The sequence below is a fragment of the Pandoraea apista genome, assembly GCF_001465595.2.
GTDB lineage: Bacteria > Pseudomonadota > Gammaproteobacteria > Burkholderiales > Burkholderiaceae > Pandoraea > Pandoraea apista.
In genome coordinates this window covers 4365783-4382647 of record NZ_CP013481.2, presented here as the reverse complement: position 1 = coordinate 4382647, position 16865 = coordinate 4365783, and the positions used below count along the sequence as shown (strand labels likewise).

The 16865-nt window shown below is 64.3% G+C and carries 19 protein-coding genes; 15 read left to right on the top strand and 4 right to left on the bottom strand.

The annotated features are described in order from the left end of the window. The 15 genes from flgM (at position 1) to AT395_RS19700 (ending at position 12350) form a co-directional block, all read left to right on the top strand. Entirely contained in the window at positions 1-300 is a 300-nt protein-coding gene (flgM, locus tag AT395_RS19770) for a flagellar biosynthesis anti-sigma factor FlgM (RefSeq protein WP_042114822.1), read from the top strand. Beyond that, positions 297-752, top strand: a complete 456-nt coding sequence (gene flgN, locus AT395_RS19765) for a flagellar export chaperone FlgN (protein WP_042114823.1) — start codon at positions 297-299, stop codon at positions 750-752. The genes flgM and flgN overlap by 4 nt, the downstream gene beginning before the upstream one ends. 249 nt (positions 753-1001) lie before the next feature. After that, positions 1002-1388 (top strand): flagellar basal body rod protein FlgB, encoded by a 387-nt coding sequence (gene flgB, locus AT395_RS19760; protein WP_224787510.1) that lies wholly within the window; start codon positions 1002-1004, stop codon positions 1386-1388. Between the two features lie 2 nt (positions 1389-1390). Then, complete coding sequence (gene flgC / locus AT395_RS19755; RefSeq protein WP_048628909.1) at positions 1391-1801, top strand: flagellar basal body rod protein FlgC; 411 nt, start codon at positions 1391-1393, stop codon at positions 1799-1801. Next, complete coding sequence (locus AT395_RS19750) at positions 1798-2502, top strand: flagellar hook assembly protein FlgD (RefSeq protein WP_053086364.1); 705 nt, start codon at positions 1798-1800, stop codon at positions 2500-2502. The genes flgC and AT395_RS19750 overlap by 4 nt, the downstream gene beginning before the upstream one ends. Continuing rightward, positions 2499-3596, top strand: coding sequence for a flagellar hook protein FlgE (locus AT395_RS19745; RefSeq protein ID WP_042114827.1), 1098 nt, complete (start codon positions 2499-2501; stop codon positions 3594-3596). Before AT395_RS19750 ends, AT395_RS19745 begins: the two co-directional genes overlap by 4 nt. A 4-nt stretch (positions 3597-3600) precedes the next feature. Next, complete coding sequence (locus AT395_RS19740; RefSeq protein ID WP_042114828.1) at positions 3601-4332, top strand: flagellar basal body rod protein FlgF; 732 nt, start codon at positions 3601-3603, stop codon at positions 4330-4332. A gap of 38 nt (positions 4333-4370) precedes the next feature. Then, positions 4371-5159, top strand: coding sequence for a flagellar basal-body rod protein FlgG (flgG, locus tag AT395_RS19735; protein ID WP_042114829.1), 789 nt, complete (start codon positions 4371-4373; stop codon positions 5157-5159). Between the two features lie 87 nt (positions 5160-5246). Further along, positions 5247-5897 carry a flagellar basal body L-ring protein FlgH gene (flgH, locus tag AT395_RS19730; protein ID WP_042118031.1) on the top strand — a complete coding sequence of 217 codons (651 nt, stop codon included), beginning with the start codon at positions 5247-5249 and terminating at the stop codon, positions 5895-5897. A gap of 12 nt (positions 5898-5909) precedes the next feature. Then, positions 5910-7070 (top strand): flagellar basal body P-ring protein FlgI, encoded by a 1161-nt coding sequence (locus AT395_RS19725; RefSeq protein ID WP_094068151.1) that lies wholly within the window; start codon positions 5910-5912, stop codon positions 7068-7070. Positions 7071-7129: 59 nt separating this feature from the next. Beyond that, positions 7130-7408, top strand: a complete 279-nt coding sequence (locus tag AT395_RS19720) for a rod-binding protein (protein ID WP_048628910.1) — start codon at positions 7130-7132, stop codon at positions 7406-7408. A gap of 64 nt (positions 7409-7472) precedes the next feature. Continuing rightward, positions 7473-8807 (top strand): FlgK family flagellar hook-associated protein, encoded by a 1335-nt coding sequence (locus AT395_RS19715; protein ID WP_048628911.1) that lies wholly within the window; start codon positions 7473-7475, stop codon positions 8805-8807. Positions 8808-8836: 29 nt separating this feature from the next. After that, the gene (locus AT395_RS19710) at positions 8837-9745 is read left to right on the top strand and encodes a hypothetical protein (protein WP_048628912.1); all 909 of its coding nucleotides are present in this window, start codon (positions 8837-8839) and stop codon (positions 9743-9745) included. A 47-nt stretch (positions 9746-9792) separates the two neighbouring features. After that, positions 9793-10953 (top strand): hypothetical protein, encoded by a 1161-nt coding sequence (locus AT395_RS19705; RefSeq protein ID WP_048628913.1) that lies wholly within the window; start codon positions 9793-9795, stop codon positions 10951-10953. Positions 10954-11114: 161 nt separating this feature from the next. After that, positions 11115-12350, top strand: a complete 1236-nt coding sequence (locus tag AT395_RS19700; protein WP_042114836.1) for a flagellin N-terminal helical domain-containing protein — start codon at positions 11115-11117, stop codon at positions 12348-12350. A 150-nt stretch (positions 12351-12500) separates the two neighbouring features. Here the strand turns inward: AT395_RS19700 and AT395_RS19695 are convergent, their stop codons facing one another. Genes AT395_RS19695 through AT395_RS19680 form a run of 4 tightly spaced genes read right to left on the bottom strand, consistent with a single transcriptional unit; the run spans position 12501 to position 16862 of the window. Further along, positions 12501-14579, bottom strand: a complete 2079-nt coding sequence (locus tag AT395_RS19695; RefSeq protein WP_048628914.1) for a flagellar biosynthesis protein FlhA — start codon at positions 14577-14579, stop codon at positions 12501-12503. A 4-nt stretch (positions 14580-14583) separates the two neighbouring features. Then, positions 14584-15732, bottom strand: a complete 1149-nt coding sequence (gene flhB, locus AT395_RS19690; RefSeq protein WP_058375241.1) for a flagellar type III secretion system protein FlhB — start codon at positions 15730-15732, stop codon at positions 14584-14586. Positions 15733-15736: 4 nt separating this feature from the next. Beyond that, the gene (locus AT395_RS19685) at positions 15737-16552 is read right to left on the bottom strand and encodes a flagellar biosynthetic protein FliR (RefSeq protein ID WP_224787508.1); all 816 of its coding nucleotides are present in this window, start codon (positions 16550-16552) and stop codon (positions 15737-15739) included. A gap of 37 nt (positions 16553-16589) precedes the next feature. Continuing rightward, on the bottom strand, positions 16590-16862 hold the full coding sequence (locus AT395_RS19680; protein ID WP_048628916.1) for a flagellar biosynthetic protein FliQ: 273 nt from the start codon (positions 16860-16862) through the stop codon (positions 16590-16592). Positions 16863-16865 lie beyond the last annotated feature (3 nt).

The following is a 16865-nucleotide window of genomic DNA, read 5'->3' as shown; positions in this document are numbered from 1 at the left end:
ATGCCCAAGATCGACTCGATTGCCAACGTCGCGCCCATCGACGCCGCGCGCCTGCGCCTGACGGCGGGGCAGACCCAGCCGCCGGCGAAGCCGACGGCTGCTATGGGTAGCACTCCACGTGCGGTGCCGGCGAACGCCGGCGAATGGCTTGCCAGCGCGCGTGCCGCCGTCGAGTCCGTGCCGCGCGTGGACGCCGCCAAGGTCGCCCGAATCAAGGCGATGCTGGCGAGCGGTGAGTTGGCCTTCGACAGCGAGCGCGTGGCGAACGGGATACTCGCGCATCACGGGATGTTGCGTTGAGTACCGAGCTTCAGCGTCTGCGTAGCGAGTGTGTGGCACGCATTGTGGCGGATGTCGACGCCGATCTCGGCGACTATGGGCGGCTGATCGATACGCTCGACGTGCTGCATCGTGCGCTCGTGGACGAACAACTCGACACACTCGGGCGTGCGCATGACCGGGCTGCGCAACTGGTGAGCCGGTTGCAGGTTCGCGCACGGCGTCGCGTGCAGTGTCTGGCGCAGGCGTTCGGTGAGGCATCCACCCATACCATGGCGCCCGTCCTGCAATGGCTGGATACTCCCGCACGTCAGACATTCTCTGCCCGCTGGGAAACGCTCCAGGCATGCGCGGCGCGCTGCAAGGCGAGCAATGCCCGCAATCTGCAAGACATCGGTACGCGCCTCCACGCGCTCGATGTCGTGCTGTCACCTGTCCCGGCGACTTACTCGCCGCAGAGACCCTCGCGATAACTCTCCGATTCGCCTCAATCCGTCCCGGTGTCATCAAGTCATGAGGTCATCAGGCCGGTAGGCATGCCCTGCAACTTGCGTAGCGCAACAACGAAGTCACTCACAAGACACCTACGCAGGCAACGTCATCTTCCCAAAGCGGGGCAAGTGCTTTGGGAAACGCGGCAATTTCCGGCGCATTCGAGCCTCTTTTCGATAGTTATGCCGAGAATGGGGGCAGTCGATATCAGTCACCCATGGAGGCGGAGTTTGCAGACATTTTTTTCGCAGGCGCTTGGCGTACACGCTGCGGCGTTGCGCGCGAGAGAGGACCGCACGCGTGTGCTTGCCGCCAATCTCGCAAATGAGGCAACGCCCGGCTATCAGGCGCGTGACCTCGACTTCGGCGAGCGTGTGCAACAGCATCTGAATGCCGGCATGACGCCGCTCGGCGGTGTCGACACGTTGCATGCGAGCGAGTCGTTCGACGCCTTGCGCTATCGCGTGCCGACGCAGGCGCGCGCCGACGGCAACACCGTGGAACTCGGTATCGAACAGGCGCTCTTTGCGCAGAACCTGTCCGACTGGCAGGCCAGCCTTACCTTTCTGAACCGGCGTCTTGCCGGATTGCAGAAGGTCATCGACGGAGGCCGTTGACGATGAGCTTCAGAGAAATTGCGGGAATCGCGGGCTCGGCGATGGCCGCGCAAACGATTCGATTGAATACCGTGGCGAGCAATCTGGCGAACGCCAGCGCCGTGTCGGGCGACGCCGAGACGGCCTATCGAGCCCGCAAACCGGTATTTGCCACGGTGCTCGGGGAGGCGCAGGGCGCGCACCATGTGCAGGTCATCGATATCTACGAGAGCGAGGATTTGCCGCGCGTTGCGTACGAACCCGGTAATCCGGTCGCCGACGCCGACGGCAATGTCTTCTATGCGAACGTGAACGCGATCGAGGAAATGACGGACATGCTCGATGCGTCGCGCGCGTTTCAAACCAATCTGGAAGTGCTGGCCCGTGTTCGCACGGCGCAGCAGGAACTGTTACGACTCGGAGAACGCGGATGACGCTGCCCATTGGAAACCTACCCGGCGCACTGAACGCCCCGGCAAATGCCGCTGGCGCACTGGCGTCTGCCGGCGATCCCGGTGAGGACATGCGGATGATGTTCACGAAACTGCTGGTCGCACAAATTCGCAATCAGGACCCGCTCAATCCCACCGATCCGGCGCAGTTCGTCGCGCAGCTCACGCAGCTCAGCCAGACCGAAACGCTGCAGCAGGTCAGCCAGCGCATGCTCGCCCAGACCCAGGTGCTCTCCGGTTTGCAGGGCTACACACTGGGCAGCCATGTCGGCCGTGAGGTGAGTGTCGAGACGCCGAGCGTCGAGCGCGCGAGCGGACAAGGGATTCGCGGCACTGTCGAACTTCCGGTCGGGACCGAAGGGGCCGAGCTGGTGCTTACGAGCCACGACGGCAAGACGATTCGCAAGCCGCTGCCGGGGTCCGCCGGACGCACGGAATTCAGCATCGACGATGCGTGGTTTGCCGGCAACAACCTGGGCGCGGGCAAGTTCGATATCCACGTTCAGGCAGGCACGGCCAAGCTGCCGGTGCGCGTCTCGGGGCGTGTCGAGCGTGTGCATCTTGACGGTGCCGGCGCGCAGATCGACGTGTCCGGCGTGGGGACCCGCATCGACGCGTTCAACATCAAAGAACTGTCGGCCAACGCGCCTTTGCGCGCGGCCAAGCATGGGAGTGCGGCATGAGTTTCGATATTGCCCTGTCGGGCATCAACGCCATCAATAAGTCACTTGAGACCATTTCGCAGAATATCTCCAACGTGGAGACGAACGGATACAAGTCGGGGCGTACCCATTTCGAGTCGGCCATGGCCGAAGCCCAGTCTGCGGGTGTGAGAGCCAGCGGTACACGGTATTCGGTCGCGTCCAACGGCAGCCTGCGCAGTTCCGGCGACCGTTTGCATCAGGCGATTCAGGGTGGCGGCTTCTTCATCCTCAAGGAAACGAACGGGCAGCGTGTCTATTCGCGCGTGGGCGATTTCCAGGTCGACAAAGACAACAAACTGGTCGACGGAAGCGGTCGCAGCGTGCAGGGTTTCGCTCAAGGTCAGGCGAACGTATCGGATGTGACGATCGACAAGAGCCCGGTGGGGGCGTTGCCAAGCACGACCATCAATATCTCTGGGCGTTTGCCCAATCCTTTGCCCGCAGCACCGGGGGCGGTCGGTGAGATCTCAGTCACGTTTCGCGACGCCAACGGCGAACTCGCCGTCAGAGGGTTGCGGTTCGAAATGATCGCTGGCCCGGCGTTGCAAGTGTCGGAAGTCAATGGACAAACTGTGACCCCGCTGGGCACGCTTGATCCCACGAACCGGGCCTTTAATGCGACCGCTCAGGGCACGCTTCCGTCACTGGACTTTTCCGGGATGGCGCATCAAGCCGGTCAGTTCACCGCCACTGCCGCCGAAGTCGGTGGTCGAGAAGCGGGCGAATTCGTGCGTGCGCGCATCGACAAGGATGGCTCGGTGGTTGCGGAGTACAGCAACGGTACGAGCAGCGCGCAATATCAACTCTCCCTCGGCGAATTTGCCAACGTGGGCGGTCTGGTTCCCGTGGACGGTACCGTCTGGCGCGAAACCGGTGATTCGGGCGCCGTGCAACTGCGTCGCCCCGGCGAAGGCGCGGCGGGGGTACTCGTGAGCGGTTCGCTCGAAGGATCGAACGTCAACGTGACGGACGAACTGGTGAACCTGATGTCCGCTCAGCGCAACTATCAGGCCAACACCAAAGTCATCTCCACGCAAAACGAGATGATGCGCAACCTGATGCAGTCGATCTGACGCGATGGACGCCCTGATCTATACCGCCATGTCGGGCGCGCAGCGTGCGCAGGACGCTCAGCACACGGTCGCTCACAACCTCGCCAACACCACGACGACCGGCTTTCGCGCGTCGATGGCCGTGGCGCAGGCCAATGCATTGCCGGGCCCCGGTCTGGCCTCGCGTCACTACGCGGTGCAGGCGCCGGCCGGTCTCGATACCACGCCCGGCGTGCTCGAAACAACAGGGCGCGCGCTGGACGTCGCCATCGACGGCGACGGCTATCTGGCGCTCGCGGCGCTGCCGGAAGACGGCGCGGACGCTGTCTACTCGCGCGGTGGTTCGCTGATGCTCGATGGCGACGGTACCTTGTTGCTGCACGGTCGTGCGGTGTTGGGCGAGGGCGGTCCCATCGTGGTGCCGCCTCATCATGAGCTCGATATCGGCGCTGACGGCACGGTGTCCGTACGGCTCGAAGGGGCAGCGGATCTGCTGCCGGTAGGCACACTGCAACGCGTGCTCGCCATGCCGGGCGACATGCGCAGTGCCGGCGGCGGCCTGTTCGTGAGCGACGCCGGCACGCTGCCCGGCGACGACGTCATGCTGCGCGGCGCCCATCTCGAAGCGAGCAACGTTTCGGCTGTCGGCGCGATGGTGCAGAGCATGAACGCGAGCCGTGACTTCGAAATGCAGATGCGCGTGCTCAAAATCGCCGACGACATGGCAGAAGGCGGCAATCGCCTCGTGCGCGGCTAAGTCGAGTTAATTCACCCCCCAATTCCCAACGAGATGTCATGAATCCCGCACTTCTCATCGCCCGCACGGCGGTGCATGCGCAAGATGCGCAATTGCAGTCCATTGCCAACAACCTGGCCAACGTGAACACCACCGGCTTCAAGCGCGACCGTCTCGCGTTCGAAGACACGTTCTATCGCGCTGTTCGTCCGGCGGGGGCGCGCACGCAGGGCGATGCCACGCTGCCCGGCGGCATGTATTTCGGTACCGGCGTGCGGCTTGCCGGCACGCAGAAGCAGTTCGTCAACGGTGCCGAGCAGGAGACCCAGAACGAACTCGACGTCGCCATCACCGGGCGCGGCTTTCTGCAAGTCGAAATGCCCGACGGCGAGACGGCTTACACCCGCGCCGGCAATCTCAGGCTCGACGCCGACGGGCGTCTGGTGACGCAGGCAGGGCATCCGTTGGTGGGCGACATCGTCGTGCCGCCGGGCGCGCGCGATCTGAGGATCAGCCCCGATGGCGATATCAGCGCCCTCGAGGACAGCGACACCATGCCGACGTCGCTTGGCCGTCTGCAACTGGCCGACTTCGTGAACCCTTCCGGTCTGCGCCCGATGGGCAGCAACCTGTTTGCGGAGACGGCTGCGAGCGGCCCGCCCATCGAGGGCAATCCGGGGGAAGAGAACCTGGGGCTGCTGCGACAAAAGGCGCTCGAAGGCTCGAACGTCGTTGCCGTCGAGGAGATGGTGAACATGATTCAAGCCCAGCGCGCCTATGAAATGAGCACCAAAGTGTTGTCGGCGGCCGACAACATGATGCAGAGCCTCGCGCAGGTCGCGCGGTAACGGACGGAGATGACGATGACGGACGCGACCCGCCCTCTGCCGCGCGATGCCCGCATGACCCATCGCGGCGTGCGCGCGGGACGTGCCATGCGTGCGGCGGTCGCGATGGCGCTCGCCGCCGCGCTCACGGGCTGTGCGGGTTACCTGCCGCCGCAGCTCGAAGAGAGCGACGACCTGCCGAGCGTGGCCGAGATGTCGTCGCAGGGGCAGGCGGGCGGGCTTTTCTCGGCAGGCAACGCGCTGTCGTTGACGTCGGACCAGCGCGCATTCCGCTCGGGCGACGTGCTGACCATCGTGCTGCAAGAGCAAACACAGGCGAGCAAACGTGCCGGTACGCGACTGGACAAACGCAGCGACATGTCGATCGACGAGGTCACGCTGATGGGTAAGTCCACCCTGGGCGACTCGGCAATTGGCGCGCGACGCGGCTTTCGCGGCGATAGCTCGAGTACGGCGCAGAACACCTTACGCGGTGCGATCACGGTTGTCGTGCATCGGGTGCTGCCCAGTGGGTTGTTGCATGTGCGCGGCGAGAAACGTCTGTTCCTGAATCAGGGCGAAGAAACCGTGCGCGTTGCCGGTTACGTGCGTGCCGGCGATATCGACACGACCAATCGCGTGTCGTCGCTGCGTGTCGCGAATGCCCGCATTCAGTATTTCGGTACCGGAGCGCTTGCCGACAGCAACAATCCCGGCTGGCTGACACGCTTCTTCAACAGCCAGTTCGCGCCGCTCTGAGGGGAGATTCGAATGTTCGGAATACCTGACGCGCTCGTGCGCATGTCCCACCGTTTCACCGCATTGTCGTTTTCGGCAATGATCGCCGTCACGGCGGCGATCGCGGCATTGGTCACCGCCCCTGTGGCCCATGCACAAACCGTGCGCAACTACGTGAACGTGGAAGGCGTGCGCGATAACCAGCTCGTCGGCTACGGTCTGGTGGTGGGACTCCCGGGGACTGGCGACGGCCCGCGCTCGCGCCACTCCAGCCAGTCGCTCGCCAATCTGCTCAAGCAGTTTGGCGTGAGCATGCCCGATAACGTGCAATTGCGCTCGCGCAACGTCGCTGCGGTCATGGTCAGCGGAACCTACCCGTCGGGATTCCTGCGCGGGCAGACCATTGACGTTACCGTGTCGTCGATGGGCGATGCGCGCAGTCTGCGCGGTGGCACGTTGCTGCTGACCCAGCTTCGCGCGGTCGATGGCCAGACCTACGCGCTTGCGCAGGGCAACCTTGTGGTGAGTGCCATGCAGGCCGAGGGGCGCAGCGGCTCGCGCGTGCAGAAGAACACACCGACTGCCGGACGTGTGCCCAATGGGGCGACGATCGAGCAGGAGATTCCCGTGCCGGTCGGCGAGGGCGGCGCCATGCGGCTGAGCCTCAAGCGACCCGACTTCCAGTTGGCGGCCAACATCGCAGACGCCATCAACACGCGTTTCGGCGAGCGCGTGGCCCAGGCCATGAACGGCAGCACGGTCGAGGTGAGTGCCCCGGAAGACGCCGACGCGCGCGTGCGCTTTCTGGCCGACGTGCATTCGTTGCCCGTGCCGGGTGTGAGCCGGGTGCCGCGTGCGGTGATCAACGCACGCTCGGGCACCGTGGTGATCTCGCAAGGCGTGACGGTGCGGCCGGTGGCCGTGTCGCACGGCTCGTTGCGCGTGACGGTGACCGAGTCGCCCGTCATCGCGCAACCTGCGCCGTTCTCGCGCGGCCGTACGGCCGAGGTGCAACGCTCGAATATCGACGTGCAGGAAGACGGCATGGACATTCAGGTCTGGCCGGATGGCGTCGATCTGCAAACCATCGTCGACAGTCTGCGCCGCTCGGGGGCGACCCCCGACGACGTGATTGCGATCCTGCAAGCCCTGGACGAAGCCGGCGCGCTTAACGGCGAGCTGCATGTGATCTGAGATATCCGATGACGCCGATAGCGCACAACCATTTGCTAATTTCCGCTCCCGGGTCGCCTATGCAGAATGCGGGCGCGGCACCGAACGCTCCGGCCGCGAATCTCGAGGCGGCCGCCGAACAGTTCGAAGCGATCTTCATCGCGCGACTACTCGGCGAAATGCGCCGCGCCACCCAGGCGTTGCGCGACGACGGCGACGGTACCGGCGGGCTGGGCAAGCGCGACCGCTCGACCGACGGCCTGCACGACTGGGCCGATACACAGGTCGCGCAAGCGCTCGCGTCGCGCCGAGCCTTTGGCATTGCCGACACGATCGTCCGGCAAATGGCGGGCCGCTGAACACGCGGCAGCCACCCACGTCGCACCCATGCCGAGCTAAACCCGACACGACAGGCACCCAACCATGAACATGCTGAATATCGCCACGCAAGGCGTGAAAACTGCGCAGTCGCTGCTCGACAACGAGTCGCTCAACATCTCGCAGATGGGCAATTCGGCGTATACCCGCCGTAACGTGCGAGTGACATCGCGCGCCGACGGCACGGTGCAGGCGCAGGAACTCGTACGCGCGGCCGGGCTGGAGCAGCGGCGTCAGTTGTGGCGTGCGGTGTCCGGCGCGAACGAACTCGATGCCCAGAAACCGCACGCGGACGCCTTGCTCACGCAACTGGGCGGCACCGATGTGGCGAGCGATCCGCTCGGATTGCGCGATTTCGTCAAGGCGCTCGATCACGAAGCGCAAACGGTCGGCGGCAATGTTCATGCCGACGAAGTTTTCGCGTCGCTGGGGCGTGTCGCAGAACGCACGAACTCGATGTTCTCCGCGTTGGAACGCATGCGCGAGACCCTCAACAGGGTGCGAACCGGGGACGTGGAGAAGGTCAATCGCCTGGCGACCACGCTGGCCGACCTCAATCGACTGCATCGGCTGGCGCCCGATGAAGCCGGTCGTCTTGCCATCGAAGATCAACGCGATCAGGCGCTGGGCGAATTGGCGGCGTTTATCGACGTGGATGTGCGCGAAGACAGCAGCGGCGCATATCACGTGCTGACTCGCGCCGGGCACCCCCTCGTTCTGGGCAATCGCGCGGCACAGCTCGAAGCGCTGCCGACGGGGGGATATGCGCTGGTGGCCGGCGCGTCGCGGGTCAATGTGCCGGCAGACGGGCTTGGCGGCCGGTTGGGGGGGCACGACAGGTTCCTTACACGCGAATTGGATCAACGCATCGCAGACGTGGCGGAAGTCGCCCGCACGCTCGTCGAGCAACTCAACCGTGCGCACGCCGACGACCTGTCGTCATCCTTCAGCGGCACGCCGCTGCTGTCGCTGACGATCGGCCCGAACGGTGCGCCAAGATTGGCGCGCACGCTTGCCACGGCGCAAGGTCTCAATCTCAATGCCGACAGCGTCAACGGCAACGGCAAGACGTTGCAGCGCCTGAAAGGTGCGATTGTCGCGCCGGTATCGCTGCCGGGCCGCACGATCGGAACGCTTGTCGAAGCCATGAGCGCGCTGGCGGCCGACACGGGCCGCCGCGCCAGTGAGATCGACGCCGGCCGAACGTCTGCCGGCGCCGTGCTGATATCTGCACGCACGCAATTTCAAAAGCAGGCAGGCGTGGACGAGACCGAATCGGGGGGGGCGCTCATGTCCTACATGAAGCTCTACCGAGCCAACGCGCGCGTGGCGGCCGTCGCCAACGAGTTGTTCGACGCCACGCTGGCGATGGTGCGCTGATCCGCCCAACGTCGCCAAAGGAAACCACAATGCAAATCAATCACCACTTCAGCCGTTTCGAGCGCGAGCACGTACTGCGGGAGATGAACGAACGTCTGGCGCGCATGACCGATCACGCGCGCGAAGAAAAACGTGTGCTGCGCGCCACTGACGATCCCGTCGATTTCGAGCGCATTGCCCGCATCGACCGCGAACAGCAGACCATTGGGCATCGCACGAAGGTGATCGCCAGCCTCGAGGCCGATCTGAAGCAGGCGAACGTGAGTCTCAAGAATGCATACGACCGGCTCAGCGCTTTCAAAAATGAGGTATCGCTGAAGGCCGACGCCTTGCAGATCGGTGAAGCGAAAGCCTCTGCGGACAAGATTCGCGAGTTGATGACCGGGCTGGTCGGTGCGATCAACACGCGCCGTGCAGACGGCAGCTATCTCTTTGCCAGCAGCGGTGCGCCGATCGTCGACACGGCCAGCCCGGGCGCTGCGGCGGTGAACTTTATTTTGAGCGCCACCACGCAAGCCCCCACGGCCGTGGATATCGGCGACGGGATGCTCCATACCCACGCGTCGCAAGCCTGGCAGGGTATGCCGGACCTGCTCAATCGCCTCGGCGCGGCAGCGACAACGTTGACGAATGCGGGACGCGCGACGCCGGGTACGACATCGCTTTCTGTGCTTCGCGCGCTTGCCGAACCCGTCGACAAGGTTGCCGCGCAGATCGCAGACGCCGAGTTTGTGAACGATCAGAGCGCGAAGCGCCTCGACGCCGTGCGCAAGGATCATGAATTGCAGGGCGAGGTGCTGGTGAAGGCCCGCGTGGCCATCGAGGGCACGAGCGCCACCGAAGCCTTGCCGGACCTGCTTGCCATGTATCGCGCCATTTCCGCAGCACGCTCTGCGCACGCCGAAGTGGGCAAGTTGTCGTTCTTCGACGTTATCTAAGCCATTCGCCGTGGATTTGCACCGTCTGACTCAACAGGATCTCGCTCATGGTTGATATCGTTCGCGAGATTCCCGGCAGTGCCGCACTCGACGACGCACTGACTTCGGCTCGTCTGAATGCCCGCAGAGGCGACGCTTCTCAGGCAGATGCGTCGGCGCGTGCGCCCGGCAGCACTGCGTTGACGAACGCGACATCGGGTGTGGGCGAGCGCGCGCACATTGGCGTATCGGGCGGGCCTGCGTCGCGAGGCGCGGAGCCGTTCGACAAGCGACGCGTTGCACAAGTTACCGAACTGATTTCGCAGCACGCCTCGGCTAGCCGCGCGAGTGCCGGTGCGCAGTGGTTGTCGACACTGCATGCGTCGGCAAGCGTGGCATTGACGTCGCTCTCGCGGTGGCGGGACGACGACCCTGTCTCGCAAGCGCAGGCACGCCGGTCGCTCGACGCCCTTGGTGCGTTATGGCAGGACCGGGAGCGGGGCAGTTTGGGCACTGTCGACGACCGTTTGCATTTCGACGTGCAAAGAAACGCGCCGCGACGTTTTACCGTCGACGGCGTTGCGCCTGCGCAGTGGCGTGCGTCGAAGGCGCAGCAGGTCTCGCTCTTTCCCGCAGGGCCCTACAAGCCGGGGGTGGAGATCGATCTGGCGAACGCGGTGTCGGAGGCGGGATTGCGTCGCCGCACGACCCGCGCACTGGCGGCTTACGGCATCACGCTGGAACCGTCCCCGTCCCCGTCCCAGCGCCCTCCGGATAGCGGCTGGGTGTTGAGCGCGCCTGGCGCGGCATGGCCGTCGCTGGCGTCGCGCTTTGCCATCGCACAATCGAACGAAGGTGTCGACGCGCACCCGCAACGCGCAACGCTTCGCGACGCCCCTGATGCCATTGCACCCCGGACGTGGCGCCTCGATAGCCCGGACACCGTCGTACAGGCGCGCCGTGCATTGGCGTCGATGGTGGGGGCTATCAGGGCATCTCATGCGTTGGCGAAGCATACGGCGCGGGCGTCGGCGCAAGTCGTTGGGAAATCGCAGCTCGCTGGCGAGCGCGCCGCCGATGGCGTGGCATTCGAAATTGCGCTGGCATCGGCGAAGGCATGGACGTCGCGACTGGGAAAACAGCCGCCGTTCGTGGCACTCACGCTCGCGATGCCGAAGGGGGTTCCTGTCTCGCGAGCGAATGTGCGTGCGTTGCTTGGCGACGTGTAAGCGAGCGTTGCGGGTTCGACGAGCGATCTGCCGGGGGGCGCTTGCAGATGGGAAAAATCTCCACGGGAATGCATTAACAAATCTCGCGAAGAGACGCCTTAGCACGGTGAGGCAGGCAATCCGGTCTGCCGATTAGCTCACCAGAACAAGGAGCTCTAGCAATGTTGAATCTGCATACCAACGTGGCGCAAATGTCGTCGCTGAATTCGCAACGCAGCACCAGCGGCAAGCTGAACGCCCTCATGCGCGATCTTTCGACCGGCAAGAAGAACGACCTGTACAAGAACGACCCGGCCGCAGCCCGTATTTCGGCCATGCTTAACATGCATGCCAGCGGCACCCAGTCGGCGATCGGCAACATGAAGTACGCTCAGTCGAGCACCCGCGTGGCGCAAGGCGCGCTGGACAAGGCCAATGAACTGCTCGTGACCATGAAGGATCTGGCCACGCAGGCGAAGGATGGCCTGAAGGGTGGCGCTGAAAAGTCGGCGCTGCAACAGCAATACACCAACAACGCACAAGCGCTGAAGGCAATCTTCGACAACACGACGTTTGCCGGTAAGAACCTGCTGAAGATGGAGCTGGGTGGTGCTGCGACGGGGATTCTCGCCGAAGGCAAGATCGACCTGCAAGTCGGCGCTGGCGCGTCTGAAACGAAGGCGCTGGACATCAGTGCGGCGCTTGGCAGCCTTTTCTCGAGCATTGGCGACGCCACGGGGCAATTCGGAACCCAATCGACGGCACCGTTTGCCGCCGGCGACACTCTGGCAGCGAAGATGGGTTTCGTCACTGGCGCGAATCCGAACGCCGACGCTGCGATCTCGTTGATTGGTGAACTACATGCAAAGCCGGGTATGACCGCCCTGCTCGCCAAAGAGCAGACCGGTGGCGTGAACTGGGGCGACGCGCTGACGACCGCCTTGACCGCAATCGCCGGGGTGAACGCCTATGGCGACGTGGGCGCAATGCAGACGGCTCTCGCCGGTGCGTTCCGTACAGCGGCAACGGTGGGTGGTAACCAGCTTGTCGGCAGTGAGGAGCGTGACCTTCTCGCGGCGGTCGATGAACTGATCGTATCGAAGGCCCAACCGGCGTCTCGCCAATTGGATACCGCGACTAATGCAGCTAGCGCCATGTCCAATCTCGAAGCCGCCATCACGCAACTGGCCACCGTGCAAGCCAGCATCGGCGCTGCCATGATGGATCTGGACGGCCGTGAGGAAGTTCAATCGACGCTGCTGCAAAACACGCGTGAAGCGAATGCGCGCATGAACGAAGTGGACTTCGCTGAGTCCGTGTCGGAGCTGACCAAGCTGCAAACGCAGATGAACGTGAATCTGCAAATGCTGCAAAAGGCCGGCGAAATGCCGGGCATGATCCAGATGCTGCTGCGTTAATTGCGCCGCGCCGGCCGGTAAATTCTCTCGGCCGAGAAGTCTGAAAAGAGCCAACGGTGTCATGCCGTTGGCTCTTTTTTTCTTAGGGGCGCCCGATCCCCGACACCGTGAAGCAGGCCGTCGGGTCTACCGAATTGCTCATCGCCCTCGCTATCCCAACGTTCCCGCCACTTCGATCTCTTTCGTCTGCGGCACCTCGTTATACGAGAGTACGTGCAGACCGCTCGCGAACATCCGGGCGTAGCGCGAGAGTAGGGGACGCAACTGCGGCATGACAAGCAGGATCGGCGCGCGGCCCGTTTGCTTCATATTCTCGCGGGCCTGAGGCATGTGCGATTGCAACTGCTCGAGCAATTGTGGGTCGAGCGGGAAGGCATCGGCGGTCGACTTGCCCGCCTGTTGCGCGGCCGTATAGGCACCCAGCAACAAATTCTCCAGGTCCGTCGTGAGCTGGTAGACATGCAGCGTCGGCTCGTCGCCGATCAGCCCATGAACCAGCCGTCGCTTGAGCGCGCTGCGGGCCTCGGCGGCCAGCATCAGCGGCTCTTTGCTCACGGTAGATGCGTTGACCAGCGCCGTGGCCAGCACGTCGATATCCTGCAACGACACAGCTTCCGCGAGCAGCAGACGAATGACTGTCAGTTGCTGTTGATGCGTGAGCGCCTTGTCCAACGCATCGGCAAGCGATGGCGAGAGTTCTCGCAGCCGTTCGCCAAGCGACGTGACATCCTGATAGGTGAACAAGTCCGCCAGATGGGCTTTCATCGCTTCCTGAACATGCGTGGCGATCACGCCCGCCGGGTCGACGATCTGATAACCCAGCCCCAGCGCATGGGCGCGCCGCTCGGGCTCGATCCACACGACGGGCATGCCGAATGACGGATCGATGGCCGGCATGCCGTCGAGTTCGCCGTAGCAATCGGGCGCGGAAATCGCCATGAGCCGGTCGTGCGGCAAGGTGGCGCTCGCGACACGCACGCCGCCTATGTCGATGGCATATTCGCTCGCCCCGAGTCCGAGGCCCGTATCGAGCCTGACCGCAGGCACGACGAAGCCCATCGCCTGCGAAAGCGTTTGCCGCATGCCGTAGAGCCGTTGCACGAGTGGCGCCCCTTCGCGTTTGTCTACGAGGCCCACGATCTGGTAGCCGAGACTGACTGTCACTGGCGAGACGAATGGCAGTTGGTGCCATGTGAGCGCGGGCGGTTCGTGTGCCGTCAGTGCCGCTTCGAGGGCGTCGGTGTTGTCCGCTTCGTCGGGTGCACGCCGCTGGCTCACGCGCCATGCCACGAATGCCATGACGGCCGCGAACGCCAGAAACGGCAGCGTCGGCATGCCCGGAATCACCGCGAGGACGAACATCAACACCGCCACGCTCCACAGTACCGATGGCGAAGCCAGCAACTGGCTGCCGACCTGCTTCTCGAAGTCGCCTGCGTCGGATACGCGCGTCACGATGATGGCCGCGGCCGATGAGAGCAGCAGTGCCGGAATCTGTGCGACCAGCCCGTCGCCGATGGTCAGCAGCGAATACTGGCGGAACGCGTCGCCCGCGCTCATGTCGTGCATCGTCACGCCGATGGCTGCGCCGCCAATCAGGTTGATGAGCAGGATCAGGATGCTGGCAATGGCGTCGCCACGCACGAATTTTGAAGCCCCGTCCATCGCGCCGTAGAAGTCGGCTTCCGAGCCGACCTCGCGCCGACGAGTCTGTGCGGCTTCCTGATTGATGAGGCCGGCATTGAGATCGGCATCGATGGCCATCTGCTTGCCGGGCAGGGCGTCGAGCGTGAATCGTGCCGAGACCTCGGAGATACGTTCCGCCCCCTTGGTGACCACCACGAAGTTGATGATCATCAGGATCACGAACACCACGAGGCCCACGACGAAGTTGCCGCCGATGACCACGTTGCCGAACGATTCGATCACGCTCCCTGCGGCGTGGGTGCCTTCGTTGCCGTTGAGCAGCACCACGCGTGTCGAGGCAACATTCAACGTCAGACGCATGAGCGTCGTGGCGAGAATGACGGTCGGGAAGACGGAGAAGTCGAGCGGTCGCCTTACCGACAGGCTCACCAGAATCACGACCATCGAGAGCACGATGTTGAACGTGAAGAGCGTGTCGAGCAGCAGCGGCGGCAACGGCAGCATCACCATCGCGAGGATGGCGAAGACGAGGAGCGGCGTCAGAAATTTGTGACGCCGAAGATCGGTCAGTAGTCGGCTCATAAGTTCAGGGAGTCGGTCGCGTGGAAGGGGGATCGGAGAGCGTTGCCGGTACGGCGGGGGTATCCGGACGCTCGGGTTGGGTCGCGCGCTCGCCGGTACGCCAGGCGCGCAGTTGCAGGACGTAGGCCAGAATCACCGCGACCGCGTCGTAAAGGACACCGGGAATCTGCTGGTTGACCTGACTTGTGTGGTACAGCGCACGTGCGAGCGGTGGAGAGCTCACCACGTCGATCTTGTGTTCGCGGGCGATCTGGCGCATCACGCCGGCCATTTCGTCGAGGCCGCGCGCCACGACATACGGCGCTTGCGCACGTCCGGTGTCGTACTTGAGCGCAATGGCGTAGTGCGCCGGGTTGACGATCACCACGTCGGCCGTGGGCACCGTGCGGCGCAAGCTGCGCTCGGCCATGCGACGCTGGATCTGGCGAATGCGTTGCTTCACTTCGGGGCGCCCCTCGGTCTGCTTGTGTTCGTTCTTCACTTCCTGTTTGGTCATGCGCTGCTCGCGCATGAAGAGGAAGCGTTGCAACGGAAGATCGAGCAGCGCGAACGCAACGAACGCGCCGCCCAACATGAGCACGGCGTCGCGCAATAGCCATAACCCTACGGTGATCGCCTCGCCAGGCGCGCTCGCCTGCAACGCGAGCAGGTCGTCCCAGCGTGTGCGCAGCGCAAGGACCAGCACCGTCACCACCAGTGCGACCTTGAGAATGGCGGTTCCGACCTGTGCATAGTGCTTCATCGAAACCAGCCGCCCAAGGTTCGACTTGGGCGACAGACGTTGCCATTTCGGTTTGAGCAGCGTCGTGCTGAAGACGTAACCGCCGGGCAGCATGGCGGCCACGCTGATGCACAGCGGAATGGCCGCCAGGGGGGCGACAAGTTTGACGAGCAGCCACATCGCTGCGGGCAGCAGGGCCGTCCACGCGTCGTCGAAGCCGATCCCGGCGAGATCGGCGAATGCCGCTGCGTAGAGCGAGCGAAACTCGTCGAGCTGCACGGGTGCCGAGATCGCGAGCACGGCCACACTGGCCATGATGCCCACCGCGGTGGCGGTGTCGCGCGAGCGCGCCACCTGCCCCTGCTCACGGGCGCGGCGCAGCTTCTGATGGGAGGCGGCTTCTGACTTGTCGCCGGTGTCCTGGGTTGTCATGCGCTCATTTCGGTCGTGCGACGGGGCCGAGCGAGTCGAGGACTCGTTCGGTCAGCGTCAGGTAATGGGCCGGCAGCGCCGGGACGACTGCCGAGAGCACGACCAGCCCGACGAGCGTCGTCACGGCAAAGCCCAGCGAAAACAGATTCAGGGCCGGTGCGGCGCGATTGAGCAACCCGAGACCGAATTGCACGATGAAGGTCGTGAGCACGACCGGCAACGCCAGCGTGATCGCGGCGGCCAGTGTCCAGCCAAGCGCACGCAGCAGGCCGGCCAGATCGGTGAGCGGCAACCCGCCGCCGATGGGCCAGACCTCGAAGCTGCGGGCCACGATCGACACCGCGATCAGATGGGCATCGGCGACGAAGAAGAGCAACGTGCCGAGACAGACCATGAGCAATGACACCGGCTCGCTGGCCTCACCGTTCATCGGGTCGTTCATGGCGGCCATGGCCAGTCCCATTTGCGACGCGCACAAATACCCCACGAGCGTGAGCAGGCTGCGCACGATAAAGAACGCCAGACCAAGGCACGCACCGATGATCGCCTGTTCTGCGGCGAGTGCAACGCCGGCGAGCGAGAACGGATCGGTCGACGGCACGCCGCTTTGCGCGAACACCGGCCAGAGCGCAAGGCTGAGCACCAGCGACATCAGCACACGCCAGCGCATGGGCACCACGCCTTCGCCAACGAGCGGCAGCATGCTCAGTGCCGCGATGAAACGGCAGAACGGCCACCACAGCATCACGAGCTGGGCGGGCCACTGGGCGAGCCAGCCTTCGAGGCCGGGCCACGCGGCAAAGGGGAGAGGAAACGGCATGATCGTTTGTCAGGCGGCGGCGTCGTGGCGCGCGGCGCTAACCGGCGAGGGTGGCCGCGCGGGCGAAGGTCTCGGCGGCGAAATCGGTGAGCATGCCCGCGAGCCACGGGGCGGCGAGCCCGAGCGTAATCAGTGTGACGATCAGGCGCGGCAGGAACGACAGCGTCTGTTCGTTGATCTGTGTGGCTGCCTGAAACAGCGCCACGACCAGCCCCATCACGAGGCTCGGCACGATCAGCACGAGCACGATGACGATGACGAGCCGAAGGGCGTCGAGTCCGATGTCGATGGCAATATCGCTGGTCAGCATGGC